The sequence below is a fragment of the Nostoc sp. CCY0012 genome (genome assembly GCF_963920855.1).
Lineage (GTDB): Bacteria > Cyanobacteriota > Cyanobacteriia > Cyanobacteriales > Nostocaceae > Cyanocohniella.
In genome coordinates this window covers 43,415-67,633 of the sequence record NZ_CAWUDM010000028.1, presented here as the reverse complement: position 1 = coordinate 67,633, position 24,219 = coordinate 43,415, and the positions used below count along the sequence as shown (strand labels likewise).

20 protein-coding genes are annotated in these 24,219 nt (G+C 41.2%); 11 read left to right on the top strand and 9 right to left on the bottom strand.

Going from position 1 to position 24,219, the window contains the following annotated elements; all coding sequences use genetic code 11:
- Positions 1-67 precede the first annotated feature (67 nt).
- The 3 genes from rdgB to ACM0OS_RS10550 all read left to right on the top strand — a co-directional run bounded on the left by rdgB (position 68) and on the right by ACM0OS_RS10550 (position 2,182).
- Positions 68-646 carry an RdgB/HAM1 family non-canonical purine NTP pyrophosphatase gene (gene rdgB / locus ACM0OS_RS10560; RefSeq protein WP_414543139.1) on the top strand — a complete coding sequence of 193 codons (579 nt, stop codon included), beginning with the start codon at positions 68-70 and terminating at the stop codon, positions 644-646.
- Positions 647-863: 217 nt separating this feature from the next.
- The gene (locus tag ACM0OS_RS10555; RefSeq protein ID WP_414543138.1) at positions 864-1,313 is read left to right on the top strand and encodes a hypothetical protein; all 450 of its coding nucleotides are present in this window, start codon (positions 864-866) and stop codon (positions 1,311-1,313) included.
- A 554-nt stretch (positions 1,314-1,867) separates the two neighbouring features.
- Positions 1,868-2,182 (top strand): hypothetical protein, encoded by a 315-nt coding sequence (locus tag ACM0OS_RS10550; protein WP_414543137.1) that lies wholly within the window; start codon positions 1,868-1,870, stop codon positions 2,180-2,182.
- Positions 2,183-2,302: 120 nt separating this feature from the next.
- Here ACM0OS_RS10550 and menB read toward each other — a convergent pair whose 3' ends face one another.
- A complete protein-coding gene (gene menB / locus ACM0OS_RS10545; RefSeq protein ID WP_414543136.1) occupies positions 2,303-3,136 on the bottom strand; it encodes a 1,4-dihydroxy-2-naphthoyl-CoA synthase in 834 nt (277 codons plus the stop codon).
- A 287-nt stretch (positions 3,137-3,423) separates the two neighbouring features.
- Here menB and ACM0OS_RS10540 point away from each other — a divergent pair, with 287 nt between their 5' ends.
- Both ACM0OS_RS10540 and ACM0OS_RS10535 read left to right on the top strand, forming a co-directional pair.
- On the top strand, positions 3,424-4,869 hold the full coding sequence (locus tag ACM0OS_RS10540; RefSeq protein ID WP_414543135.1) for a folate/biopterin family MFS transporter: 1,446 nt from the start codon (positions 3,424-3,426) through the stop codon (positions 4,867-4,869).
- Positions 4,870-4,899: 30 nt separating this feature from the next.
- Complete coding sequence (locus ACM0OS_RS10535; protein ID WP_414543134.1) at positions 4,900-6,393, top strand: carotenoid oxygenase family protein; 1,494 nt, start codon at positions 4,900-4,902, stop codon at positions 6,391-6,393.
- 112 nt (positions 6,394-6,505) lie between these two features.
- On the opposite strand, the gene ACM0OS_RS10530 is transcribed toward ACM0OS_RS10535, so the two are convergent.
- Positions 6,506-7,861: a cytochrome P450 gene (locus ACM0OS_RS10530; RefSeq protein WP_414543133.1), complete on the bottom strand. Its 1,356-nt coding sequence runs from the start codon at positions 7,859-7,861 to the stop codon at positions 6,506-6,508.
- Positions 7,862-8,172: 311 nt separating this feature from the next.
- On the opposite strand from ACM0OS_RS10530, the gene ACM0OS_RS10525 reads away from it, so the two are divergent.
- The 3 genes from ACM0OS_RS10525 to ACM0OS_RS10515 all read left to right on the top strand — a co-directional run bounded on the left by ACM0OS_RS10525 (position 8,173) and on the right by ACM0OS_RS10515 (position 10,428).
- Positions 8,173-9,462, top strand: coding sequence for a Glu/Leu/Phe/Val family dehydrogenase (locus tag ACM0OS_RS10525; RefSeq protein ID WP_414543132.1), 1,290 nt, complete (start codon positions 8,173-8,175; stop codon positions 9,460-9,462).
- Between the two features lie 139 nt (positions 9,463-9,601).
- Positions 9,602-10,072: a hypothetical protein gene (locus ACM0OS_RS10520; protein ID WP_414543131.1), complete on the top strand. Its 471-nt coding sequence runs from the start codon at positions 9,602-9,604 to the stop codon at positions 10,070-10,072.
- A 35-nt stretch (positions 10,073-10,107) separates the two neighbouring features.
- Positions 10,108-10,428, top strand: coding sequence for a hypothetical protein (locus ACM0OS_RS10515; protein ID WP_414543130.1), 321 nt, complete (start codon positions 10,108-10,110; stop codon positions 10,426-10,428).
- Between the two features lie 97 nt (positions 10,429-10,525).
- Here ACM0OS_RS10515 and ACM0OS_RS10510 read toward each other — a convergent pair whose 3' ends face one another.
- Positions 10,526-11,449: a nucleoside hydrolase gene (locus ACM0OS_RS10510; protein ID WP_414543129.1), complete on the bottom strand. Its 924-nt coding sequence runs from the start codon at positions 11,447-11,449 to the stop codon at positions 10,526-10,528.
- A gap of 465 nt (positions 11,450-11,914) precedes the next feature.
- Positions 11,915-13,285 carry a magnesium transporter gene (gene mgtE / locus ACM0OS_RS10505; protein WP_414543128.1) on the bottom strand — a complete coding sequence of 457 codons (1,371 nt, stop codon included), beginning with the start codon at positions 13,283-13,285 and terminating at the stop codon, positions 11,915-11,917.
- 150 nt (positions 13,286-13,435) lie between these two features.
- Here mgtE and ACM0OS_RS10500 point away from each other — a divergent pair, with 150 nt between their 5' ends.
- Complete coding sequence (locus tag ACM0OS_RS10500; protein ID WP_414543127.1) at positions 13,436-13,867, top strand: nucleoside deaminase; 432 nt, start codon at positions 13,436-13,438, stop codon at positions 13,865-13,867.
- 112 nt (positions 13,868-13,979) lie between these two features.
- Here ACM0OS_RS10500 and der read toward each other — a convergent pair whose 3' ends face one another.
- The gene (gene der / locus ACM0OS_RS10495; protein WP_414543140.1) at positions 13,980-15,344 is read right to left on the bottom strand and encodes a ribosome biogenesis GTPase Der; all 1,365 of its coding nucleotides are present in this window, start codon (positions 15,342-15,344) and stop codon (positions 13,980-13,982) included.
- A gap of 157 nt (positions 15,345-15,501) precedes the next feature.
- Between der and ACM0OS_RS10490 the strand changes: the two genes are divergently transcribed.
- Positions 15,502-16,362 carry a metallophosphoesterase gene (locus ACM0OS_RS10490; protein ID WP_414543126.1) on the top strand — a complete coding sequence of 287 codons (861 nt, stop codon included), beginning with the start codon at positions 15,502-15,504 and terminating at the stop codon, positions 16,360-16,362.
- A gap of 307 nt (positions 16,363-16,669) precedes the next feature.
- Positions 16,670-18,052, top strand: coding sequence for a serine/threonine protein kinase (locus ACM0OS_RS10485; RefSeq protein WP_414543125.1), 1,383 nt, complete (start codon positions 16,670-16,672; stop codon positions 18,050-18,052).
- Between the two features lie 266 nt (positions 18,053-18,318).
- Here ACM0OS_RS10485 and ACM0OS_RS10480 read toward each other — a convergent pair whose 3' ends face one another.
- The 4 genes from ACM0OS_RS10480 to ACM0OS_RS10465 all read right to left on the bottom strand — a co-directional run bounded on the left by ACM0OS_RS10480 (position 18,319) and on the right by ACM0OS_RS10465 (position 24,208).
- Positions 18,319-18,624 (bottom strand): P-II family nitrogen regulator, encoded by a 306-nt coding sequence (locus ACM0OS_RS10480; RefSeq protein WP_414543124.1) that lies wholly within the window; start codon positions 18,622-18,624, stop codon positions 18,319-18,321.
- Positions 18,625-18,757: 133 nt separating this feature from the next.
- The gene (locus ACM0OS_RS10475; protein WP_414543123.1) at positions 18,758-19,075 is read right to left on the bottom strand and encodes an RNA recognition motif domain-containing protein; all 318 of its coding nucleotides are present in this window, start codon (positions 19,073-19,075) and stop codon (positions 18,758-18,760) included.
- Positions 19,076-19,323: 248 nt separating this feature from the next.
- Positions 19,324-20,421, bottom strand: coding sequence for a hypothetical protein (locus tag ACM0OS_RS10470; RefSeq protein ID WP_414543122.1), 1,098 nt, complete (start codon positions 20,419-20,421; stop codon positions 19,324-19,326).
- Positions 20,422-20,809: 388 nt separating this feature from the next.
- Positions 20,810-24,208 carry a molecular chaperone gene (locus tag ACM0OS_RS10465; protein WP_414543121.1) on the bottom strand — a complete coding sequence of 1,133 codons (3,399 nt, stop codon included), beginning with the start codon at positions 24,206-24,208 and terminating at the stop codon, positions 20,810-20,812.
- Positions 24,209-24,219 lie beyond the last annotated feature (11 nt).

Genomic DNA, 24,219 nt, shown 5'->3' with positions numbered 1-24,219 from the left:
CCTTGCCCCCTTATCCCCTTGCCCCCTTGTCTCCTTCCAGTACCCAACTATCAATAAAATAAAAATTATGACCAAAACACTTGTAGTAGCAACAGGAAATCCCGGTAAACTGCTGGAACTGCAAGCTTATCTAGCAAATACTGGGTGGCAATTAACCCTTAAACCTGAAGAATTAGAAATTGAAGAAACAGGCGACACCTTTGCAGCCAATGCTTGTCTCAAAGCTTCCCAAGTTGCTCAAGCTACAGGACAATGGGCTATCGCCGATGACTCTGGGTTACAAGTAGATGCCCTGAATGGCGCACCAGGGGTATATTCGGCACGTTATGGTAATAGTGACTCAGAACGCATTGCTAGGCTATTAAGAGAATTGGGTGACCAAGTAAATCGCCAAGCACAATTTGTCTGCGCCGTGGCGATCGCTCGTCCTGATGGCACAATTGCCTTAGAATCAGCAGGTGTTTGTCGCGGGGAAATTCTCCATACACCCCGTGGCACAGGTGGTTTCGGCTACGATCCCATATTCTACGTTCCTGAAAAGCAATTGACCTTTGCAGAGATGCCGCGAGAGTTAAAAGGGTCAATTAGCCATCGTGGTCAAGCTTTGAGTGCGTTAATTCCCCAATTAGAAAAGTCTGCGTTCTAGGGGTTGGGGAAAGGTTCATCGAACTCAGGTTAATATGAGATGCGCTATTGCAACCATGCACCCGACTACATACACGATATTTATGCTTTTAACTATCGAACGAAAGAGTTAATTATTCTAACAACTGATGACCGTAAAACCTCCGTCTAGAGAACGATTTGAACAACGATTCAAATGAAGTAGAAATAGTATACTAAATTCCAAAAGTTTGTATCCTATGAAACTGAATTATTTTACGAAACGGCTTTCGACTCTAGGACGTTGGATAGCTACAACTGTGTTTTGTGTATCCGCGATCGCCTTTGTTTGGCAGGGGGCATTTTTATCGAATAATGTAGCAATGGCTAATCCTGCTGCAAACTTAATCGCATCAAGAGATGTAGGGGATAAAATTCAAGACAAAGCCAGTGAAGATGCTGGGCGAGCCAAGAACTTTATTCGAGACAGCGCAGATAAAGTTAAGGAAACAGCAAACAAAAATGCCAATAAAATTGATCGCGCAACTGATGACAATGGGAGTTTTGTAGAGCGCAAAGCAAACAGAGATACGGCTCGAATTGAGCAAAGAGCAGAAGAAGATGCAGCACGGACTCAAAAGGCAGTAGACAATACTAAAAACATTGTTGAAAGTGCCGTTGATAACATTAAAGATGCTTTCAATAACTAGAAAATAGTTCATACACCAGGGATTCAAAGTCTCTAACGCCACTTGCTATAACGCGGCAGCACTTCCTTTAAGTCGGCAAAGCCACCCAACGGAGTGCCTTGGGAACCCGCGCAATGCAGTGGCTCCTCCTCGCAGCAGAGAGATTTAGAGAGAGGTTTTCCAGATACCGTGAAAAATTAGGGCAGCTTGTTTGTATAAAAGTAAATAAATTTGATGCCCGATGGTGCCAGCAATCCTAGATAAAGCACAACTATGTGTCTCAAAAGATATAATTTAAGAATATCTTAGTAATTCATTTTAGATTTACATTAAATCCAAATCCTTCCCTTTATTATTGATCCCCAGCCATTTTTAGACCAAACTTAGCGGGTATCTACTACAGTGATCATTTACAAATATAACAAGAATCTAAAAACATCCTAAAGTTTATTTTATCGTGGGGATCGCTGAAAGTAAGGCAAACAATGACTTTGTAGCTATATTCCGTATTTATATCTAGGAGCAAAATATAAGGATGCAAATCACGCCCTAAACTGCATTAAAGATGAACCCAAATGAAACCTATTAAATTCTTGACATCTGCCTGTAGATATTGTCGTCATTACCAGCCTGAAGGTCGCCGTGGCGGGATGTGTCAACAGTTGGGATCACCAGTACAAGCCAATTGGAAAGCTTGTTCTTTAGCGCTTCCACCTTTTGCACCTTCTTGGGAAACTTTAGAAGATGCTTGGATTTTACCAGATGCAACAAGAGTTGTAGGTTCTTCTCATCAACCCGCTTTAGATGTAGAAAAGGAAACTCTTATCCCTGTAGAAGAAATAGTTAATATTACTTCCCAAGAAGCGAATACTAGGGCAGTGCGAATTTAGATATCCACAACTAGACTCAATCTGTATTTTATATTAAGATTTGACTTTAAAATTTCTGACGCTGTGATCTTTGAAATGCCTAAAAAATCGCACCGTGAACAAGGTGCGATTTTTGCAATTTTAGGGGAGCCACGGAAAGGTACGAAAATTTGGTGGGCGCTTTTCTAAAAAGGCTTGTTTGCCTTCAGAACCCTCTTCTGTCATGTAATACAGTAAAGTAGCATTGCCAGCAAGTTCTTGTAAACCAGCTTGTCCGTCACAATCGGCGTTGAATGCGGCTTTCAGACACCGAATCGCAATCGGACTTTTTTCTAAAATTTCTTGCGCCCATTGCATACCTTCAACTTCTAGTTGTTCTATGGGGACGACACAATTTACTAAACCCATATCTAGAGCTTGTTGTGCATCATATTGGCGGCAAAGAAACCAAATTTCTCGGGCCTTTTTTTGTCCCACAACCCGCGCGAGATAACTAGCGCCAAAACCACCATCAAAGCTGCCGACTTTGGGGCCAGTTTGTCCAAAAATAGCATTATCAGCAGCAATGGTGAGGTCACAAAGCAAGTGCAGGACATGTCCGCCACCGATAGCATAACCAGCAACCAAAGCAATCACGACTTTTGGCATGGAACGAATCAGGCGTTGTAAATCTAATACGTTCAAGCGGGGAATACCAGCTTCGTCTACATAACCAGCTTGTCCACGTACAGATTGATCACCACCAGCACAAAAAGCATATTTACCATCGGTATGAGGCCCAGCACCAGTAAACAGTACTACGCCGATAGTGGTATCTTCACGAGCATCGCAGAAAGCATCATACAGCTCAAATACAGTTTTGGGACGGAAAGCATTACGTTTGTGGGGACGGTTAATGGTGATTTTAGCAATACCATCAATTTTGTGATACAGAATGTCTTCGTAGGTTTTGGCAGTTTGCCAGTTTATGTGCATGATCTATGAAAGCTGGGAATTGGGGAAATTCTAAAATATTCATTTACTTGACTAATCTACAGGAATTGGGACAGCTTATTACTTTCTGGAACCAGAGAAATGGAAATGGGGCAGAGAGAATGGGGAATGAGGTTAAGGGAAGTTATATGTGAATACAGCTGATATAAAGGTATGGAGTTATGGGTATTTCTTGTATTTGTTACCAGAGGGGTAGCCTCGTGGAACACTCAAATTATGAGAAATCGATATGATAGAAAAGTAGATAAAACTTAAAAAATATTTATCAAATGCAGATAGACTCTACTGGCTTGTCCAAGGTCAAAGACTCCATAAAAAGTAAAATCTTCTTCGGTCATGAACCCAGCGCCGAGTTGATGGCAATTCTTACTGTTTACTTTGTCCAAGGAATTTTAGGGCTGGCACGTCTAGCTGTGAGCTTTTTTCTCAAAGATGAATTACTGCTGAGTCCGGCTCAAGTGTCAGCGCTATTTGGAATAGTGGCATTACCTTGGATTATCAAGCCTGTATTTGGCTTTATTTCTGACGGCTTACCCATATTCGGTTATCGCCGCCGGCCATATTTGGTGCTATCTGGATTACTGGGAGCAATTTCTTGGGTGAGTTTGGCAACCATAGTTCATACTAGCTGGGCAGCTACCCTGGCGATCGCACTCGGTTCCCTTTCTGTTGCTGTCAGCGATGTCATAGTTGACTCTCTAGTTGTGGAACGCGCCAGAGTAGAATCTCAAGCTGATGCTGGTTCATTACAATCTTTGTGTTGGGGTGCTTCCGCATTTGGGGGCTTACTTACAGCCTACTTTAGCGGAATGCTCCTCGAACATTTCACCACCCGCACTGTATTTTGGATTACCGCTTCATTTCCTCTAATTGTCTCAGCAGTGGCGTGGTTAATTGCCGAAACCCCCATCAGCAAAGATTCCCCAGATAGTAATAATTCCCTCAGCACCAAGCATCAACTGAAGCAACTACGCCAAGCCATTACCCAAAAAGCAATTTGGCTACCCACAGCATTTGTATTTGTTTGGCTAGCCACCCCAACCGCCGATGCCGCTTTTTTCTTTTTCAGCACTAACGAACTACACTTTCAACCAGAATTTTTAGGTAGGGTACGGCTAGTTACCAGCGGCGCTTCATTAATCGGTATTTGGATTTTTCAACGTTTTCTCAAAAGCGTTTCCTTTCGCTTGATTTTTGGTTGGAGTACAGTTCTATCAGCCGCTTTGGGAATGACAATGCTGCTGCTGGTAACTCACACCAATCGGGCCTTGGGTATAGATGATCACTGGTTTAGTTTGGGTGACAGTCTCATCCTGACAGTCATGGGGCAAATTGCTTATATGCCAGTTTTGGTACTCGCAGCGAGATTGTGTCCTCCAGGAGTAGAAGCCACATTATTTGCTGTATTAATGTCGGTGTCTAACTTAGCCGGCATGGTTTCCTATGAATTTGGCGCCATGATTATGCATTGGCTGGGCATCACGGAAACAAACTTTGAATCACTTTGGTTACTGGTAATTATTACCAACCTCAGCACATTATTACCACTGCCATTCATTAACTGGCTACCTGCTAACGATCCACAATCTGAGACATTAACATTACAACCTGCATTGGCTAATAATCAAGAACAAGCATTTGTACCTGAATTAATGTCCGAACTCATGCTGAGAGAAATAGACTCAGACGTAGTTAAGCCACAAAGACAACAATAATTTTTTTTGAATGAGTTAAAACCAAATAAGATGCAGAATTTAAAAATAGAACACAGCGTAACTTCCCAAAAATCTTACACCCGTGAAGATTGGCAAGGCGGATATCAATCGCTTAATCAAGAGTTCGATTATTGGATTGATGATATAGAAGGGCAAATTCCCCCAGAATTACAAGGGACTTTGTTTCGCAACGGCCCTGGTTTGCTGGATATAAATGGACAACGCATTCATCATCCCTTTGATGGCGATGGGATGATTAGCCGCATCAGCTTTGTGAATGGCCGCGCCCATTTCCGCAACCGTTTTGTTCGCACTGAAGGCTATGTAGCCGAACAAAAAGCCGGAAAAATATTGTATCGGGGTGTCTTTGGTACTCAAAAATCTGGTGGTTGGTTAGCTAATATTTTTGACTTCAAAATTAAAGATATTGCCAACACCAATGTAATTTATTGGGGTGGTAAACTCTTGGCACTATGGGAAGCAACCGAACCCCATCATCTAGACCCTTACACCCTAGAAACCTTAGGCCGAGAATATTTCAATGGTGTTTTAGCACCCGGTGATGCTTTCAGCGCCCATCCCAGATTTGACCCTAGTTGCAACCAAGACGGCGGCGCACCTTGCTTAGTTAATTTCTCAATTAAACCAGGGTTATCCACTACAATTACGCTTTTTGAATTAAATTTAGCAGGAGAGATTGTCAGAAAGCAGGCTCATAGCGTTTCGGGCTTCTGTTTCATTCATGATTTTGTCATTACTCCCAATTACTGTATCTTCTTTCAAAATCCTGTCACCTTTAACCCCATACCTTTAGCTTTGGGAATACGCGCAGCCGGGGAATGTATTCAGTTTCAGCCTCATAAACCAACTCAGATTATAGTTATTCCGCGTAACCCTCAAGTTGGGCCAACAAAGGTCAAAATTTTAGAAGCTCAATCTGGCTTTGTCTTCCACCATGCAAATGCTTTTGAGGTGGGAAATGAAATTGTCATTGATTCAATTTGTTATGAATCTTTACCAGAAGTCGAGCCTGAAAGCGATTTTCGGCAAGTTAATTTTGAGGCCAATTTACCTGGTCAATTGTGGCGATTTAGTCTCAACCTGGAAAATGAGACAGTGCAACAAAAGATGATAGAAAGCCAATGTTGTGAATTTCCCAGTATCAACCCAGCATATGTTGGCAGAGATTACAAGTATTTATACATAGGTGCGGCTCATGGGGAAACAGGTAATGCCCCCTTACAAGCAATATTGAAACTCAATTTAAAATCTGGAGAAAGACAACTTTGGAGTGCTGCACCCCGCGGTTTTATCGGTGAGCCGATTTTTGTCCCCCGTCCAGATGCAGACAAAGAAGATGATGGCTGGGTGTTAGTCTTGGTGTATGATGCAGCACATAATCGTTCAGACGTAGTGATATTGGATGCTAGTGATTTTAATAAAGGTGCAGTTGCTAAACTACATCTCAAACATCATATCCCCTATGGTTTGCATGGAAACTTCACTAATGAGGTGTTTGTATAGTAGGGAGTAGGGAGTAGGGAGTAGGGAGTAGGGAGTAGGGAGTAGGGAGTAGGGAGCAGGGAGTGGGGAAAAGAATGAACCTATACCCCTCGTCTCCCTCACTCATTATTTTCTATGACTTTGCGCCCCTTGGCGTTAAAAATTTGACCTGTAAACCATCGTGAGGATGGGGCGTGGGTACCATGATTAAATCCAAGTTTTGTTCGGGTACTAGTTCCCAGTGAGATTCACGGATTAAAAGTGCTGCAAATAGCTTCATTTCCAACTTAGCAAACTCCTTGCCTAGACATTCTCGCACTCCCCCACCAAAGGGTAGATAACTAAAGGGCTTTTGTTTGTCCTCAGCCCGTTCTGGTGCGAAGCGCTGGGGGTCAAAGCTTTCTGGTTTAGTATATGTACTGCTATCTTGATGTGTTTTGCCTATCTGATAAAGAACAGACCAACCTTCGGGAATACGATAGCCATTAAACTCACATGACTGAATAACCCGCCGAAAACCTCCACCCACGGGAGGTATAGTTCGTAAAACTTCTTTGAGTACTAGGTCTAGATATTCCATCTGCTTGAGATGTTCTGGTGTCAATGGTTCCTCAATAGCCAGTTGTTGTTGTTCTGCACAAACTTTGGCTAATACTTCGGGATGCTGTGCTAACTGTAAACAAAAAGAAGCGATCGCGGAAGTTAATGTTTCATGTCCAGCAAACAGTAACAACAGCACTTGGTCTTTAAGTTCTGCCAAGCTGAGGCGATTTCCATCTTCGTCTTGGGCTTGTAGAAGTAGTCCCAAAGCATCTTCATCGGAGTCAGGTTGCTGTTGACGTTGCAATATAATTTCTTCAATTTTTGCCAATAGCTGCTGACGACAACGTAGCGCCCGACCAAATTTAGTCCAGGGTAAATTCATGGGAATACTAAATAAACCTTGACACCACTCCTCAAACAACTCACTAAAAAGGCTATCAGAGGCTGCATCTGTTCCTATGAGTAATTTGCAAGCCACATCAAAGGTATATTTTCTGATTTCGGGATACCATGTCAAAGTACCCATGTTTTGCCATTTGTGTAGATAGCTGCGGGTAATCTCTTCCATTTTAGGCACATACCCAGCTAGCGCCCTTGGTTGAAAAGCTTGGGCAAGTAACTTCCGTCGCTTTTGGTGTATACCTCCTGATTGTGTTGCTACAGATGCTGGCCCTAGTAAAATTCTTGTACTCTCAGGCCAAGTGTTCAAAAAGTATTGATTTTCATTAGTTAATAAAAAACGATTAGCATCAGCCCCAATCATTATCACAGTCGGTTGTCCGAATAAATGGGTTTTGACGATGGAACCGTATTGCTTCTGTCGCTTATCAGCAAATTCTGAATCACGTAAAAAGCTGATGGTTTCGCCAATCAAAGGTAAGCCGAATTTACCAGGGGGTAGAGGTAGCTCTTGTTGATTAGCTGTCACTGTATTTTGGGTTTTCATAAAATTAGTAACGATACAAATCTTAATTCTTTAATGATCCTAATACCCGATGCGATCGCTCTTAAATATCATGTCTGATTAAACAGTTGTCATTGCGAGCAAAGCGACGCAATCGCAAAGCCTTTGGGGTTGCTCTTTTACACTCGCGGCGGACATATCGCCAGCAATGAAATCCTCAAAAGACTAAGGTAAAATAAAAATGTAACAAAAACTACAAAAATCTACCTTTTTAAGAAAACCGAGATAAGCTAAGCGTATTAGGCATATACATATCCGGTGCGCGAAGATACCGCGATTAGGAGAAAAATTTTATGGTTGCAACACCTCTGCGACCGCTGGAAGCTGCTACTCCAGCGCATATTTGCCCGTTTGATCAAGCGTGTAGTTACTTAGATGCGGCTGGTAAAGAATTAAAGCTAGATTCAGGTGTCTTGGAAATTCTCAGTCATCCCCGCAAAGTGGTAACGGTTTCCATTCCTGTAAAACTAGATAATGGGGAAGTTCAGGTTTTGGCTGGTCATCGGGTACAGCATTCTGATATCTTAGGCCCCTATAAAGGAGGCATTCGTTACCATCCGGCTGTGTCATTGCGGGAAGTATCGGCTTTGGCCATGCTGATGACTTGGAAGTGTGCCTTATTAGGTATACCTTACGGCGGTGCTAAGGGAGGCATAGCCATAGACCCGAAAAGTTATAGTATCGGCGAACTAGAAAGAATTACCCGCCGCTATACTAGTGAATTAATTAAAGACATTGGCCCTTCCGTAGATATTCCCGCACCAGACATGGGTACTTCTGCCCGTGAAATGGCTTGGATGATGGATACTTATTCTGTCAACGTTGGTCATGCTGTCCCCGGAGTTGTCACAGGTAAACCGATTTCTGTGGGTGGTTCTCTAGGGCGAGAAATGGCCACCGGACGCGGTGTCATGATTGTTGTCCGTGAAGCACTGAAAGATCAAGGTAAATCTGTAGAGGGGATGCGAGTAGTTATCCAAGGTTTCGGCAATGTAGGAGGTGCAGCCGCCCAATTGTTATATGAATTAGGGGCTAAAATTATCGCTGTCTCCACAGGTGCAGGAGGTATTTTTGCCGCCGATGGTCTTGATATTCCCGCATTGAAAGCCTACGCTACGACAAATCGTAAAAGTGTTGTGGGTTTTTCCCAAGCAGAACCTATTAGTAATGCAGACTTACTAACTTTGCCTTGCGATGTCTTGATACCAGCAGCTTTGGAAAATCAAATCACTAAGGATAACGTGAGTCAAGTACAGGCACAAATTATCGCAGAAGCAGCTAATGGGCCTATTACTTTAGAAGCTAATCAATACCTCGAATCGCATGGCGTGACAGTATTACCAGATATTTTGGCTAATGCTGGCGGTGTGGTTGTGAGTTATTTGGAATGGGTGCAGGGTCTTTCTTATCTATTTTGGGATGAGGAGCGTGTCAATCGGGAAATGGAACATTTAATGGTGCAAGCTTATCACAAGGTGATTGAGCAATCGCAGATCAGACAAATTCCTCTACGATTAGCAGCCTATACTCTGGGTGTAGGTAGAGTTGCCCAGGCTTTAGCTGATAGAGGTCTTTATCCGTAATCATTAATCATTAATCATTGGTCATTGGGCAAATTACGTACCCTTGTTCCCTACTTCCTATGTTTTAGAAAGCACATTCGTATTAGTGTTGGTTGTCTTTGATGTTATAACAACATTGACAACCAAACACCATATTACTATGTCGCAACAGAAAAAAAAGCCAAATGGGTGTGGATGCGCGAATATTCCTCTTTCAGTAATTATGCTGTTTTTAGGATTTGGTGGGTGGTGGTTTAGTCAGAAAAGTAGTCGAGATATGATGACTAATCTGTTTACTAACCTTTTAGCACAGCATCAACAAATAGCTACACCGATTTTAAATCCAACTCCATCTCCTGATATAACTCCTACTTCTACTCCTTCTACTACTTTTACTCCTTCTACTCCTCCTATTCCTATTCCTACTCCGTTAAAGACGATAAATCCCGATGTCAATCAAAAACCAGCGCCACAGCTAAAAACCCCTGATACCAAAGCACCATTAGCTCAAAATCTTTGGGACAAAAAAGTAATTAGAGGTATTTATTTTAGTCGTTATTATATTACTAATAATGCTAACGAAGAAACGATTCGGCAACGGGTTCGTAAATATCGTTCCCAGGAAAAGTAGACCGTACTGCTAATTTAACAAAATTTGTCCAACAAATGGTCGGTGCAATTAAACAGGCTAACCCAAAAGTTAGTTTTGATATTTGCCATCATAATCCTTATTGGGCTAAAAGATATTTTGCCGCTGATTGGCCAAACTGGAATGCTGATAGAGTATTTATTCAAGTTTATAATGACGCAAATTTTCAAGAGGAATTAAAGTATGTTAAAGATTCTGCGGGTATTGCAATTAGTGATCAACAATTCAATCGTTTAAAAGAATTAATTAATAACCCAGACATCAAGAGTATTTTAGTTTTTCCGTCTGATGGAAAACCTGAAGAAACCGCTTATAAGTTGAAAAAGTTGACAGAATAAATAACTCAGACTCCATAAATAAGTATTTGTAATCAAAAAATAACAAGAATCTACTCAGCTTTCTTTTTAAGAAAAATCTCACACCAAAATAAAAAAATTAACGCGCCCATTGCTTTAAGATGTAATCATAAAAAGCATTTTTATCTACTTTATCCATTGCGTAAATTTTGCGCCCACCAGACACTACCTTAGTTCTTCCTTGACTCAGGCCTGTGGTGATAATTTCTGTTTCCCATTCGCGGAGTTGATAAAATTCTGGGTGTCCTAAGTATGCAGTTGCCAAAACATCCCAGAAATAATAATCTTGGGGAATCACTAGGGCATAACATTGTCCGGCTAAATCAGAGACGGGATAGTGGCGTTGTTTTCCCATTTTTTGCACTAACTCTGATGTCACTGGCACATTGTTAGTTAAATCCAAAGGACACATAATAATTTCAATTTGGGTTTGCCAAACTCGCGCTGCGGAAATTGCATCCCAATAAACGTTCCATTCTGCGGAACCGTCTTGTCCGGCTTCTAAACTTTTTTCCACATTACCAGGGACATTCAACGCCCCTCCCATCCAGACTATTTTTTCTATCTTTGCTTCGATATCTGGTGCTTGATCTAGGGCTGCTGCTACCGTTGTTAATGGCCCAGTTACCATGAGTGTGACTGGTTGTGGTGCTGCGCGTAAAACTTTGATCATGAAATCTTGACCTGATTCTGCTACCAAAGGTGTGTTAATGATTTCCCTTTGATTGAGAATTGGCAAATGGTCAACAATAAAAGAATCACGACGATAAAGACGGGGAAAAGGATTAATTCCGCGCACAGTGCTTTCTGCCACCGAGATGTGAGAAAATCCCATCAAATCGATAATTTTACGTGTCGCACTGACGGCTGGTTGAATGTAGCAGTCGGCTGGGGTGACGACGACACCAAGAAGTTCTATATGATCCATCGTCAACAGCAGCATAGTTGCTAAATAATCATCTACACCGCCATCATGATCCATGAATACAAGTTGTTTTGACATATTCAGTAAATCGCAAAGTTTTTTTTCAAAAGAGCAAACGCTAAGATTTTGTAATCAAAGATACATTTTTTGCTTAACTATTAATACCTCTTCTTTTACCCCTCCTAATCGCTGGCATTATAAAGGGAATATCCAATGCTTGTAGCCATCTGATAACAGGAACACTAAAAAACTCTCTATCTAAATAGAGGGTTTTTATTTCACTTTTAAGGGTATTTAGCTCGGATAATAAGTAAGTTATAATCGCCACATTTGTATCAAGCCAACGTACTCCTCTAACTGCAAGCGTTATCCGTTTACCTTTTGTTAATTCATATAAAGTAGCGTAGGCGTAAAATGAACAGGTTCCTGATTTTGCTTGACTTCTATTATTGATATTAATTTAAACGGGGTAAAGACAAGATACGCGCAAAATTTATCACGATGTAAAGTTTTGTAAGAGGGATTTTTTAAAATTAGTCAGTTTTATGAAAAACTTAAAATCCATCTTGCTACATTCAGATAAATCAAAACTCCTAACACATCAACAGCAGTGGTAATAAACGGAGCCGACATTAAAGCGGGATCTAAGCCTAAAGAGCGAAACAGAAATGGTAAGGCGGAACCGGATACTGAGGCTAAGATGCATATAGAAAAAAGACTAATACCAACAGCGATCGCCACTAACCAATTTCCTTGTAAGAAGAATGCCCACACAACTACTACAATACCTAACATTGTTCCTAACAAGATGCCTGCGATCGCTTCTCGTTTCACGATGCTTAAAGCCTCTTTAGGGCGGACTTCTTCTGTATTTAAGCCTCTAACCACGACGGTTGAAGACTGCGCTCCCACATTTCCGCCTGTATCAATCAACAAAGGTATAAAGGCAGTTAAAGCAACTACTTTTTCTAAAATATCCTCTTGATTAGTAATCACCGCAGCCGTAGCACTATTAGTAACCAATAAAATCAGCAACCACACGACACGCTTACGGGCAACGGTAAATAAGTTAGTTTGAAAATAATTATCTCCACCAGATTCAAGCCCACCCAAAGTATAGATGTCTTCAGTGGTTTCTTGCTCTAAAATATCAAGGACATCATCCACTGTGACAATGCCCACTAGACGTTGTTCTGTATCTACCACAGGAATTGCCACAAAATCGTAGTGCTGAATTGTCCGAGCAACTTCTTCTTGGTCAGTACCAGTATTCACAAATACCACTTCACAGGTCATGATGCTACCAATAGTTTGGTTTGGTTGAGCCACAATTAAATCGCGGAGCGATAAAATTCCAGTTAAGCGACTAGCATCATCAGTAACATACATATAGTAGATAGTTTCTCTCAAGTTAGCCAGAGAACGAATCTGTTCTAGTGCTTGTGCTACCGTGACATTTTCTTTGAGCGACAAATACTCAGGAGTCATAATTCGCCCAGCCGTATTAGGTGTGTAGCCTAAAAGCAGGGCAGTTGCATCCCGTTCCGCAGGACTGAGTTGTTGTAATAGTCGCCGGACAACTTTGGCGGGTAGTTCATCAAACAGGCGAGCGCGATCATCAGGTGACATGCGATCAACGATATCTTGCACATCCTGACGCTTAAAATCTTCAAGTAGTGTCTGTTGCACACTTGGATTGAGGTATTCAAAGACTTCAATTGCTTCTTCTTTAGACAGCAACCGAAAAGCGATCGCTTGCATAGCCTCTGGCAAACCTTCAATTGCTTCGGCAATATCCGCAAACTTGACAGGAACTAACAAAGCTTTAGCACCTTGAAAGTTTTCCTGTTCTAGTAGTACTTGCAACTGTTCTCGTACTAACTCTTGTAGTTCTTGTCGAGATCTGCTTTGCATGGCTGATTTCAAGTAATATTTTCTCAGGCAATTTGCTGAGTCAGTATAAATAACAAATATGATTGTCAGATGACAAGCTAGGCTTTTTAGTATAACCTGAGTTCGGGTTAAAGATAAGAAGGTAAAAGCCACTATTAGGAGAATTAACAAATGGATGAATTTATGAAAGCTGCGATCGCCCAAGCAAAACAAGGTAGAAAAGAAGGTGGCATTCCCATCGGTTCTATTCTTGTCAAGGATGGCAAAATCATCGGGAAAGGACACAACAAGCGTGTACAAGACGATGATCCTGTCACCCATGCGGAAATAGATTGTCTCCGCAATGCTGGGAGAGTTGGTAGCTATAGAGGTACAACATTATATTCAACCTTAATGCCGTGCTATTTGTGCGCTGGGGCAGTAGTGCAATTTGGCATTAAAAAAGTCATCGCCGGAGAATCGAGAACTTTTCCCGGTGCTAAAGAATTTATGGTATCCCACGGAGTGCAAGTAATTGATCTAAATCTGGATGAATGCGAACAAATGATGAGTGAATTTATTGAAACCAATCCTGAACTTTGGAATGAAGATATTGGCAAGTAGTAATTATTACAAGGGAATAGGAAACAAGAAAATTTCTCAAGAGTGCCAAATACCAAAATCCCCAACTTCTTGAAAAAGTCGGGGATCTGCATCATCAGTATATGACTATTGTTTATTTAACGCGAGTCGCTCTATTTACACTACCAACTTCCATATCTCTGACTTTTTTACTGCGCCAGAGTAAACGCATAGGTGTGCCTTTAAATCCTAATTGTTGGCGGAATTGCCTTTCAATGTAGCGGCGGTAGTTATCATTGAAGCGTTTGGCTTCGTTAACAAATAAGGCGATGGTTGGTGGTTGGATACCTACTTGAGTACCATAATAAATTTTGCCCTGACGACCACCCCGCGACGCTGGCGGTGAATGCCAACTCACTGCGTCTGTGAGGACTTCGTTGACTACAGATGTGCTGACACGGCGTTTATGTGACTCAGCAGCTTGATTCACCAATTCTAAAATCTTTTCTACCCGTTTACCGGTGGAGGCACTGACAAAGATAGTTTCTGCCCATTCGGTAAAGTGTAACCGGGATTCTAAAGTTTTTTCGTAGTCGTAGATGGTGTAAGAGTCTTTCTCGACAGCATCCCACTTATTGACGACGATAATACAAGCTCGACCTTCATCGATAATCCGCCCGGCTAATTTTTGGTCTTGGTCGGTAACGCCATCTAGGGCATCTATAACCAATAACACCACATCGGCACGGCGAATAGCTTTGAAGGCACGGTTAATGCTAAAAAATTCTGTACCGTAGTCTATTTGTTTCTTTCTACGAATACCGGCGGTGTCAATTAAGCGGTAAATTTGCTCATTTCGTTCTATAACGGTATCAATGGCATCACGGGTAGTGCCAGAAATTGGGCTGACAATTGCCCTCTCTTCGCCAACGAAAGCATTTAATAGACTGGATTTACCAACATTGGGGCGGCCGATAATGGCAACTTTAATTTCGTTAGTTTCCGGTACTTCTGTGACGATGGGGATGTGATTAATTAACTCGTCGAGTAATTCCCCAGTACCACTACCATGAATGGCGGAGATGGGGAAAGGTTCACCTAATCCCAATACCCAAAATTCAGAAGATTGAATTGCACCTTGTTCGGGAGATTCACATTTATTCACCGCCAGTAAGACGGGAACAGACTGTTGGCGTAACCATGTGGCAATTTCTTGATCAGCCGCATTGGGGCCTGTTTGACCATCGACAACAAAAATAGCAGCGCTGGCTTCTTTGAGTGCCGTTAAGGCTTGTTGGCGAATCAGGGGCAAAAATTCGGTATCGTCGTCAAATACTAAGCCACCTGTATCGACCACGAGAAATTCCCGATCACACCAGTAAGCTGGCATGTAAGTGCGATCGCGCGTTACACCCGGTTCATCGTGGACAATCGCCGTTTGTTCCCCGGCGAGGCGATTAACCAGGGTTGATTTGCCCACATTCGGGCGTCCGATAATAGCAACAATTGGCAGTCCCATAAAACCAGGGTGAGTGAGAGACACAGTATATCATGTCTCTCTATTTTAGCGACTTTAATTCTTTATTTAATTTTTCCGCCCCCATACTGATTTACTGCCAAATTTAAAGAAATAGCATAACGGAGAACCTGGCAGTCACGTCGAAGGAGTTTGTGCCTTGATCAATCGTAAGTGGCTAAAAAAAGCCAGTCGTTTAGCTTTTCGATGTTTCAGATGGTGCTTGCTGTTAGGCTGTTGCACTTTATTATACGCCAAGTTGATTGAACCCAATTGGATTGAGATCAATTCTTTGCAATTAACTTTACCTCATTTGGCTGCGGAATTTAACGGTTATCGCATTGTCCAAATTAGCGATATTCACCGAGATAGATGGATGAATCCCCAGCGTTTACGGCGTGTTGTGCGATTAGTCAATCAGCAATCACCAGACTTGGTAGCAATTACAGGTGATTTAATTACTCGCCATTCGCCGCAGTTAATTCTTTCTTTGGGTTCTACTTTGAGTGGATTAACCCCTAAAGATGCCACTGTAGCAACATTAGGTAATCATGACCATGAAAACAACGTAGAGGCAATTATCGAGGTTCTGGAACAAAACGGGATAATCCACCTTGGTAATGAAGTTTACACCTTGAAACGCGGCCAAGCGTTGTTCAACATTGCGGGTGTAGATGATGTGGGTATGGGTAAAGCCCGTTTAGATTTGGTATTAAAGCAGTTACCTCAACAAGGTGCAGCGATATTATTGGCACATGAACCGGATTTTGCCAAGACTAGTGCGACTACTGGGCGGTTTGATTTGCAATTATCAGGACATTCTCACGGTGGCCAGGTGCGTTTACCTATTTTGAAACCGCCGATTTTGCCTCCTTGGGGTAAAAAGTATTATTTAGGAAGTTATCAGGTGGGTGATATGCAGTTGTATACTAACCGTGGTTTGGGGATGACGGGAATGCATATACGGTTATTTGCTAGACCTGAGATTACCGTGTTTACTTTGGTGACGCCTGCTTTGTAGTAGTTATATTAAGGGTGATGGGGTGATGAAAACAAAAGATTTTGGTATTAGCCTAAATTCTTCTCCCTATCCCCTTGTCCCCTTGTCCCCCATTTACTCTACTTCCAGCAATTTTTTGGGGTTTGACTTTGCGTGAGATTAATAAAAGTCTTGCACTTTGGTACGAACAAGAAAGCAATAGTAGACTTTCAAGAAAAAAATGGTGGTGAATGTAATTTGAGCATCTTGCTCACTAATAAATAAAACCTGTTAAATTCAGGCTTGTTTCAATCATACTCAAGATTAAAGCTAACTTTTTTAAAAAACAATGATGCAAAATTTACTAAATCAAAAATATATAATTTTAAGAGAATTAGGCTCTAAACCTAGTCGTAAAACTTATTTAGCTGAAGATATCCAAACACAAAATCAAGTTGTAGTTAAACTTCTATATCTAGGGCTAGATTTTGATTGGCAAGATTTAAAGCTATTTGAACGCGAAGCCCAAACCCTACAACAACTTAATCATCCGCAAATACCCAAATATCTTGATTCATTTGAATTTGATCTAGAAGATGAAAAGGGATTTGCATTGGTACAAGAATATATACCTGGAGAGTCCTTAGAAATACAGTTACGGGCAGGACGAGTATTTAGCGAAACTGAAGTGATAAAATTAGCGCGATCGCTCTTGTCAATTTTAATTTATCTCCACAGTTGCGACCCACCAATTATTCATCGTGATATTAAACCCAGTAATATCGTCATTACTAATCGTTCAGCGCATCATGTCGGAGATGTTTTCCTGGTAGACTTTGGTTCTGTGCAAAATATCGCTGCTACCGAAGGAAGTACCATCACTGTGGTTGGTACTTATGGATATATGCCCCCAGAACAATTTGGTGGACGTACTACACCCGCATCGGATTTGTACAGTTTAGGTGCAACTATAATTTTTTTAGTCACGGGTTTACATCCGAGTGAATTACCTGAACGGGAATTACGGATTCAATTTCGTAACCATTGTCAAATTGCTACCAGCCTTGCTGATTGGTTGGAATGGATGAGTGAACCTAGTCAAACTAAAAGATTCAAAACTGCCCAATTAGCCCTGGAAAAGCTTGATAATCCTCCCCCGCGACCAGTTATCCCCAAACAAACTTCCACTAATTCACCAATCCAGCTAATTAGTAAACCCCAAGGTAGCAAAATAACTGTGCAGCAAAAAGCTGATTATCTTGATATTATTTTTCCTGCTCAAGGTTTAGGATTTTTACAAATTATTATAATTTTTTGTGCTGCACCTTTGGGAATCATTGGAGGGTTGACAATGCAATTCCCAATCGAGATTTTGCCTGGATTTACAAGGGCAAGAATTATTGCGATCGCGTTGATTGTGATACTTTTACTATGGAGTTGTTGTAAACGTACTCGTCTGCGACTCTATAAAAAACATATTTATCTTCATAATGAAATACCTTACTATGAAAGATATGGTTATCAATGGTATCAGGAAATACTTGGTTTAAAATATAATGTTCATTCCCTAATTATTAAATTAGACTTTCTTGTAGGAGATGTATTAAAATTTTCAGATGATATCAAGTTACTTATTTATCAATATCTGAACGAAATCAGAAATAAAATTGATCGAGAAACTTATAGTCTTTATGATTTTCACCATATTACTCTTACAGAAAAAAATGGTTAACCCAAGAAATTTGCAAATGGATAAATAGATTTTAGATGAAAATTTGCCAGGGTACCAGTGCGTCTTCGGAACATTTATTTACCGTTAGAGCGCGAACCAAAAATCCCACCTTGTTTTGCAACTGAGCGATACTTTTGAGAATCAATTTGAGTCCGAACTTGAAGTCATGAAACTATCATAACGACCCTCAATTTGCTAATCAGCTTTTTAGCAGATTTTTCCCTAAATACTGCTAATTTTTAGTGCCAACAAGCAAGAATTATCTATTAAAAGAAAGCTTCTACATTGTGGCGGTAGGCAATTAAAGCGTGATTCCCCTGCTCCTCTTTCACTGACAAAAAGATAGCATCAGATAATTCTAGTGAAACAATAATCTTAATTTCAATGTTGGTGTTGTAACCAGCTAAATCTGACAAGCGTCTTCCATGTCCTCCCTCACCTTGTACTTGACTAATGGTATAACCGCTGACATCGTAGGTTTTTAATAATTTAACAATCCGGTCTTTGAGTACTGTTTCACAAATAATAGTGATGAGGACAGCAGGTTCGACAGGAAAGGATAAGTCTGTCATAGATAACTCCAAAAAAGTAAGTTTTGATTAATCTAAATATCAAAAAGGCTCAAGCATTTTTGCCTGAGCCACTGCAAAATAAAATGAATTTACTAGATCAATAAATTAGCTCAAACAGCTCAATTTATCAAGCTTAGTAGCGGTTGCGTGAGCCACCGTATCCACCACCGCGGTTACCACCACCGCCACCACCAAAGGAACCTCTTTCTTCTCTTGGTTTAGCCTTATTGACTTTAAGGTCACGACCCATCCACTCTGCACCATTTAGGGCATCAATGGCAGCTGTTTCTTCATCATCTGTACCCATTTCTACGAAACCAAAGCCGCGTAAACGTCCTGTTTCACGGTCGGTAGGTAGCTGAACGCGCTTAACAGAACCATATTCTGCAAACACAGCATTAAGTGTCTCTTCTGTAACGTCGTAAGAAAGATTGCCTACGTAAACTGACATAGATTGTCTCCGAAATTGTAAATATGTAGAGATTTAGATTTCGGAGAAAAATTTGTAAATACCAAAAACGCAAAAGCTGTCAATACTAAAAACAAATGCTGTTAACCGATCTAACTCTCATCACCCATCATGGCATAGCAAATAACTTTTAGGGAGGAAATGGCAAAAGTGTTATATAAAGTCATATAAACAATTGCAGCCAGATCAGTATACTGAGAAATTATTTTTGATTACTTAAATGTATTTACTTATTTTAATGAGCGAAATATGACTCTTCCCGGAAACTCTTGTTGATTAATTCGTGTATACACCCGCAGACAAGTTAAAACTTCCCCAGGAATACCGCCGCAGTCTAGTTGGAGGTCATCTTTGGATAAATGGCAGATATCGGCATAAATTCCTGACAATTGACGAATCCGTACGTCATGTCCTGCACTAATGGCTTTTTGTGCCATTTTTTTCAAGATGCGCCGTGATTCTTGTTGCAACTTACCCCACCAAGAATAGCGTTCGGCTGGGGGGACAAATATTAATGAGTGTATGGCTTCATCTATGTCAATGCCAGCCCTGAGGGTTAATAAGGGGTCAAGATTTTCCTCAACTTTTTGGATGCGGTGCAGGCGATCGCCTAAGGTATCTATATATTGAGTGCGCTGTTCTGGTTTGGATTGCAAGTTGATCACATCGAAGCTAAAGACGCTTTTTAAGGCATGATGTAATTCTGGGTCTATGTCTATCAGTTTGCGTAATAAGTGGACAAATCCAGCGAATAAGTACACTTCTTGAGAGCCTGCATTGGGGTCGATGCCACAATTAAATAGGGCTTTTTCTGATAAGCACAAGCCTTTGGCTTTGACTGTACCATTTAATCCGGGGTAGATAATTTCATCACGACTAAAAGGCAGTTTAATTAAATGCACATTATCTGCTGTGGCCCCAATTTCTTGGGCTAAGTCTAATGCTTTTTGTCGCCAAGTTATGGCCAAATTTTCTGGTATGCGGAGCAATTTTCGGTGAATTTCGTTCCATAATTCGCCGTCGGTTTGGCTTTGTAATGGTGAGTTTCCTAGATATAATTTGAGTTCGGTGTCAGCATTAAAAGCATCGCGCAGATGTATGAGTTTTAGTTCACTAGGTAGGGTGATTGTTTCGGGAATATCATCGGGTTTTGGTTGCAGTAAGTTATGAATTTCTTGCAGTAGTTCGGCGCATATTTCGGCCCCTGGATCTAGTGGTAATTCTGTGCGTGCCTGGTTTAAGGTAGCCTCTAGTCCGTGTAGACTAAATTTGAGTAGTTTGGCTAGTTCTGAGTTTTCTATTGCTAGTAGTTGGTGTAAATGCTGCATGAAGATTAAGAATTAACTAACCGCAAAAGGAGCAAAGGTAGAGAAAGATAAATAAGGGAGCTAGTCTAAGTAAGTCGGTGAAAAAAATCAAACTATATTAAGCAATGTAAAATAATTAAAATTCATTTCGTAGTAAGGGCTTTAGCCCTTATTTGAGGACTAAAGTCCTCACTACAAACCTTTACAGGACTTACGCAAAAATCACCAAAAACCTTAATTTATGGAACCGCCAAGACGCCCGCGCGCAGCGATGCCCGTAAGGGCTGTAGAACGCCAAGAATCCATAGAGTGTGCGTAAGTCCTACTTTAATGATTTACGCCGTCCTACTTAAAGTCTTCCCCCCACTCCCTACTCCCCACTCCCTACTCCCTACTCCCCACTCCCGTCTTAATGTATGCCGCAAAAGGGATCGCGTTCTTTATCGACTTCATTTGGTTGCAGTTCTAGTTCGGCGCGATAAACGCATCCTTCTTGTTTGAGACATTCTTGACTGGTGGATGTCCAGTAGGGAACTTCGCCGGCGTGCATTCGCAAAATGCCTCGGTTATCGAGGGTGACGCAATATTGGCAAGGATAATCTGTGGTGATATCGGGTTTACTTAAAGCGCCAATGCGTATCCATTTTTTGGTGTTAGTTGTGCTATCTGTTTGATAAATATAAAAGGTGTGCTGACTGGTATGGGGAAAGGGAGGTAAGGAGTTACTAACTAAACCATATTCTGGATGGGCGGCGCCATCATGGACATAATGAAATTCTCGTAGCAATTGATTATTATCTTTGTCGATTTCAAAGACTAGGTGATAGGCGTTTGGTTGATCAACTGTGGCTGACTCAATGACGTTGACGGCAATATCGCCATCATTTAAGTTTTGTTTGGGGCCTTCTACGGCTATATTCCATTTCAAGTTACCATCGGCAAATAACGCTGATGTTTCCGAGGCTGCGGCTAAGGCTGCGCCGACATCGATTCCGGGAACGTCAATTAAATAATGGGGTGTTCCTTGACATAGCAGGACGCTAAATTGTAGGGTTTGGTCGATTTCAAATTGGACTTTGATTTTTTTGAGAAACTCGGCTTCTTGCATTCCTAGTTTCTGCATCAGGTTTTTGCCGTCGAAGCTACCCCAAAGTCGTAAGTCTCCGTCTTCGTAATCTTGGCGGTAAATTATGTTGGTTAATTGTATCCCTTGCCATTCGGTACGCACTTTGGCGGCTGTTTCGCTGGGGGCGATTTGATAAAGTTCTTGTCCGGCTTTGAATATGGGTAAGAGTTCGTTACTTTGGGTTTTGCGTTTGAAGTTGCAGGGCAAATAATAAAATAGGTTTTTAACGTCTATTTCCAGTTGATTTGCACCTTTTCTGAGTAATTCTTTGGATTCTTCGGGGTCGAATCTGAGTCTTCGCAGTTTTTCGGCGTAGCAAGCACCGGCTGAGGTGGCTAGTTTGGTAAATTCTAAAACAAAGGTAATACGTTCTGGATTCCAAACGAAATACGGTGAGTTACTAAATTCTTGATAAATATGGCGTTGTACTAAATCAAGATTACAAGTTTTACCAGAAAGAATTAACCAATCAACTTTGTGGGTGTTCCAAGTATCTGTATCTTGGGCGCTGAGGCGACTTTCCATGAGTCCTTTAGCAATGCCAATCCCTTCTTTAATGGCGGAAGATGCCGCACGTTCAAATTGCTGACTATCTAAGGTGACACTGATACTATCTGGATCTCTAACTTGGAATTTAATCACACTTTGATGCAGTAATTCTAAAATCTGTTGTTCGGAAACTGTAAAGGTTAACAGTGAATTATCTGCTGGTGGTTTTTGTCCGAGTTGCAGTTTGGCAGCTTCGGCATAATCCCACAATGTATAAAAGGTTTGTAGTCTTTGGGGTGCTTGTTGCCAGCGGGTTGGTAATACTTTTTCGGCTGTATCTAGGGCGTCTTTATAAGCAGCGTCACCTTCGGGATTTTCTCTATCTAAACATTTTAATAGGCTGCCGTTTTTGAATTTTCCTTGTTCGAGGAAACGTTCATTTAATTCAGCACTAATTAAATCTTCTAACTTTTCACAATCGAGGTCACCGTTAGTTACTGCTGTGAGCAGAAAATCGGCGATCGCTACTTTCAATAATCTGAAGATTCTCAGGGTGATTAATTCACCACCCAACTGTAAATGTCCCGATGAACCTAATAGTTTTGGGGTGAGTTTATAGTAACGTCCACCTAATCCTCTATCTTCATGTTCTGCAAAAGATGGGGTTTTATCTTCTAAAGTTAATTCTATTAACGCTAAGTCAGTAGTTCCGCCGCCGATATCCAAAACCAAAACGTTTTGTGACCATTTATTCCCTACTTGGCGACAACGAGTTTTAAATGACTCAATGCCAATATTCAGATTACCGCCAAATTCTCGCCAGAGAAAGAAGATAGCTACCGAGACAGCTTCATCGTAGGCGGTTTGGACATCATCAATACCCAACTGTTCAACTAATTGTCTCACTTCCTTTCGCACTACAGGAGGGGCGACGGTGGGATAAGTCACCACGGCTGTGAGAAATTCGCCCTCAGAAAATTTGCGTCTGGCGCGTTGGCGGTAGTCTTCTGTTAACTCGATGAGATGGGCCCAGGCTGCTTGAATCAGTTCACTAACATGAATTGACTCTTCCTCACCATCTATCATTACCGGAAAAGACCTTTCCTGCCCAAAATAACGCTTAGGTGAGTGGTGGAATCTGCTGATAATTTCCTTTAATGAACTACTTGTACCTTGGGCGATCGCTTTTTTTCTGTTATCTCTAGCTTCTCTTCCCATGCGTAAGCGTAAATCGGGTAAGCTAGCCACTTCCAACTCACTGGGAATTTCTGTATCCCGGCGGTCAATATCTAAGACTACAGGAATTAAATTTTGCGATTCTAAGGTAGGGACACGGAAAACTTCATGATATATCTGATAAAGTTTTTTACTAACCGCCCGGCGGAATTTATCGCTATTTCCTAAACATAATTCGATTTGGCGAATGACTTCCAAAAATCCTGCCTTTTGGTCACCCGCAAAAATTTCACACAAGCGACTCGGTTCAACTTCCAAGTTTTTACTAATATCAGCAATAAACTTTTCCCATTCATAGGGATTGACATCAGGTAATGCTTCATCAACAGGAGAACTCAACCATTGTGACAGGCGATCGCGCAATCGAATTTCTTGTTCTTTTGGTAAAATTTCGGCAATTGGCACTTCAATGGGGTCAAACAATGTCACTGTAGAATTGGATGTCCCAAAATCTAAAGCAAACCATCCAGGAAATCGTTTTTGCTGTTTTTTAATTGCTTGTTGCAAAACATAATTACTGAGTTGAAAATCGGCGCTAACAGCATCTACATCGATAATTTTTTCATCATAAACTAGAGGTGACCACAAATAACAGGAAGCTTCGCTTTGCCGAGGTTCAGATAGCAGTGGATCGCCTAAAGGATCAGAATCAAAATACTCAACGGTTACTTCTAGAGTACAATTAATTGGTTCTGTTAAAGGGGTTTCTAATTTACAAGGATATTGTTCTAATTGCCCAATTTGCGAAATTTTTGGAGTTACTGAATCAAATGGTTTATATGCTTTTTTTATTTGCATTGCTAAGTCATCGGGTGTACCAGTGACAATGCAATTAATTCTGGCTATGTGAGGCACATTATCACCAGCGGCGATAAGTTGAATAGTGGGTAGTTCTAAATATTCACTTTCGTTAATACGTATCTGGAAGTTGGGCGGGAGTCGAATTTCTACAGGCATTGTTTTTTCCT

Bases quoted from the DNA above. Each gene is read 5' to 3' on its own strand.
- ACM0OS_RS10555 (WP_414543138.1), top strand. From the start codon at position 864: ATGAAACTGAATTATTTTACGAAACGGCTTTCGACTCTAGGACGTTGG.
- ACM0OS_RS10525 (WP_414543132.1), top strand. From the start codon at position 8,173: ATGGTTGCAACACCTCTGCGACCGCTGGAAGCTGCTACTCCAGCGCAT.
- menB (WP_414543136.1), bottom strand. From the start codon at position 3,136: ATGCACATAAACTGGCAAACTGCCAAAACCTACGAAGACATTCTGTAT.
- ACM0OS_RS10550 (WP_414543137.1), top strand. From the start codon at position 1,868: ATGAAACCTATTAAATTCTTGACATCTGCCTGTAGATATTGTCGTCAT.
- ACM0OS_RS10475 (WP_414543123.1), bottom strand. From the start codon at position 19,075: ATGTCAGTTTACGTAGGCAATCTTTCTTACGACGTTACAGAAGAGACA.
- der (WP_414543140.1), bottom strand. From the start codon at position 15,344: ATGGGACTGCCAATTGTTGCTATTATCGGACGCCCGAATGTGGGCAAA.
- ACM0OS_RS10510 (WP_414543129.1), bottom strand. From the start codon at position 11,449: ATGTCAAAACAACTTGTATTCATGGATCATGATGGCGGTGTAGATGAT.
- ACM0OS_RS10530 (WP_414543133.1), bottom strand. From the start codon at position 7,861: ATGAAAACCCAAAATACAGTGACAGCTAATCAACAAGAGCTACCTCTA.
- mgtE (WP_414543128.1), bottom strand. From the start codon at position 13,285: ATGCAAAGCAGATCTCGACAAGAACTACAAGAGTTAGTACGAGAACAG.
- ACM0OS_RS10480 (WP_414543124.1), bottom strand. From the start codon at position 18,624: ATGACAGACTTATCCTTTCCTGTCGAACCTGCTGTCCTCATCACTATT.
- ACM0OS_RS10515 (WP_414543130.1), top strand. From the start codon at position 10,108: ATGGTCGGTGCAATTAAACAGGCTAACCCAAAAGTTAGTTTTGATATT.
- ACM0OS_RS10470 (WP_414543122.1), bottom strand. From the start codon at position 20,421: ATGCAGCATTTACACCAACTACTAGCAATAGAAAACTCAGAACTAGCC.
- ACM0OS_RS10465 (WP_414543121.1), bottom strand. From the start codon at position 24,208: ATGCCTGTAGAAATTCGACTCCCGCCCAACTTCCAGATACGTATTAAC.
- ACM0OS_RS10520 (WP_414543131.1), top strand. From the start codon at position 9,602: ATGTCGCAACAGAAAAAAAAGCCAAATGGGTGTGGATGCGCGAATATT.
- ACM0OS_RS10500 (WP_414543127.1), top strand. From the start codon at position 13,436: ATGGATGAATTTATGAAAGCTGCGATCGCCCAAGCAAAACAAGGTAGA.
- ACM0OS_RS10485 (WP_414543125.1), top strand. From the start codon at position 16,670: ATGATGCAAAATTTACTAAATCAAAAATATATAATTTTAAGAGAATTA.
- ACM0OS_RS10535 (WP_414543134.1), top strand. From the start codon at position 4,900: ATGCAGAATTTAAAAATAGAACACAGCGTAACTTCCCAAAAATCTTAC.
- rdgB (WP_414543139.1), top strand. From the start codon at position 68: ATGACCAAAACACTTGTAGTAGCAACAGGAAATCCCGGTAAACTGCTG.
- ACM0OS_RS10540 (WP_414543135.1), top strand. From the start codon at position 3,424: ATGCAGATAGACTCTACTGGCTTGTCCAAGGTCAAAGACTCCATAAAA.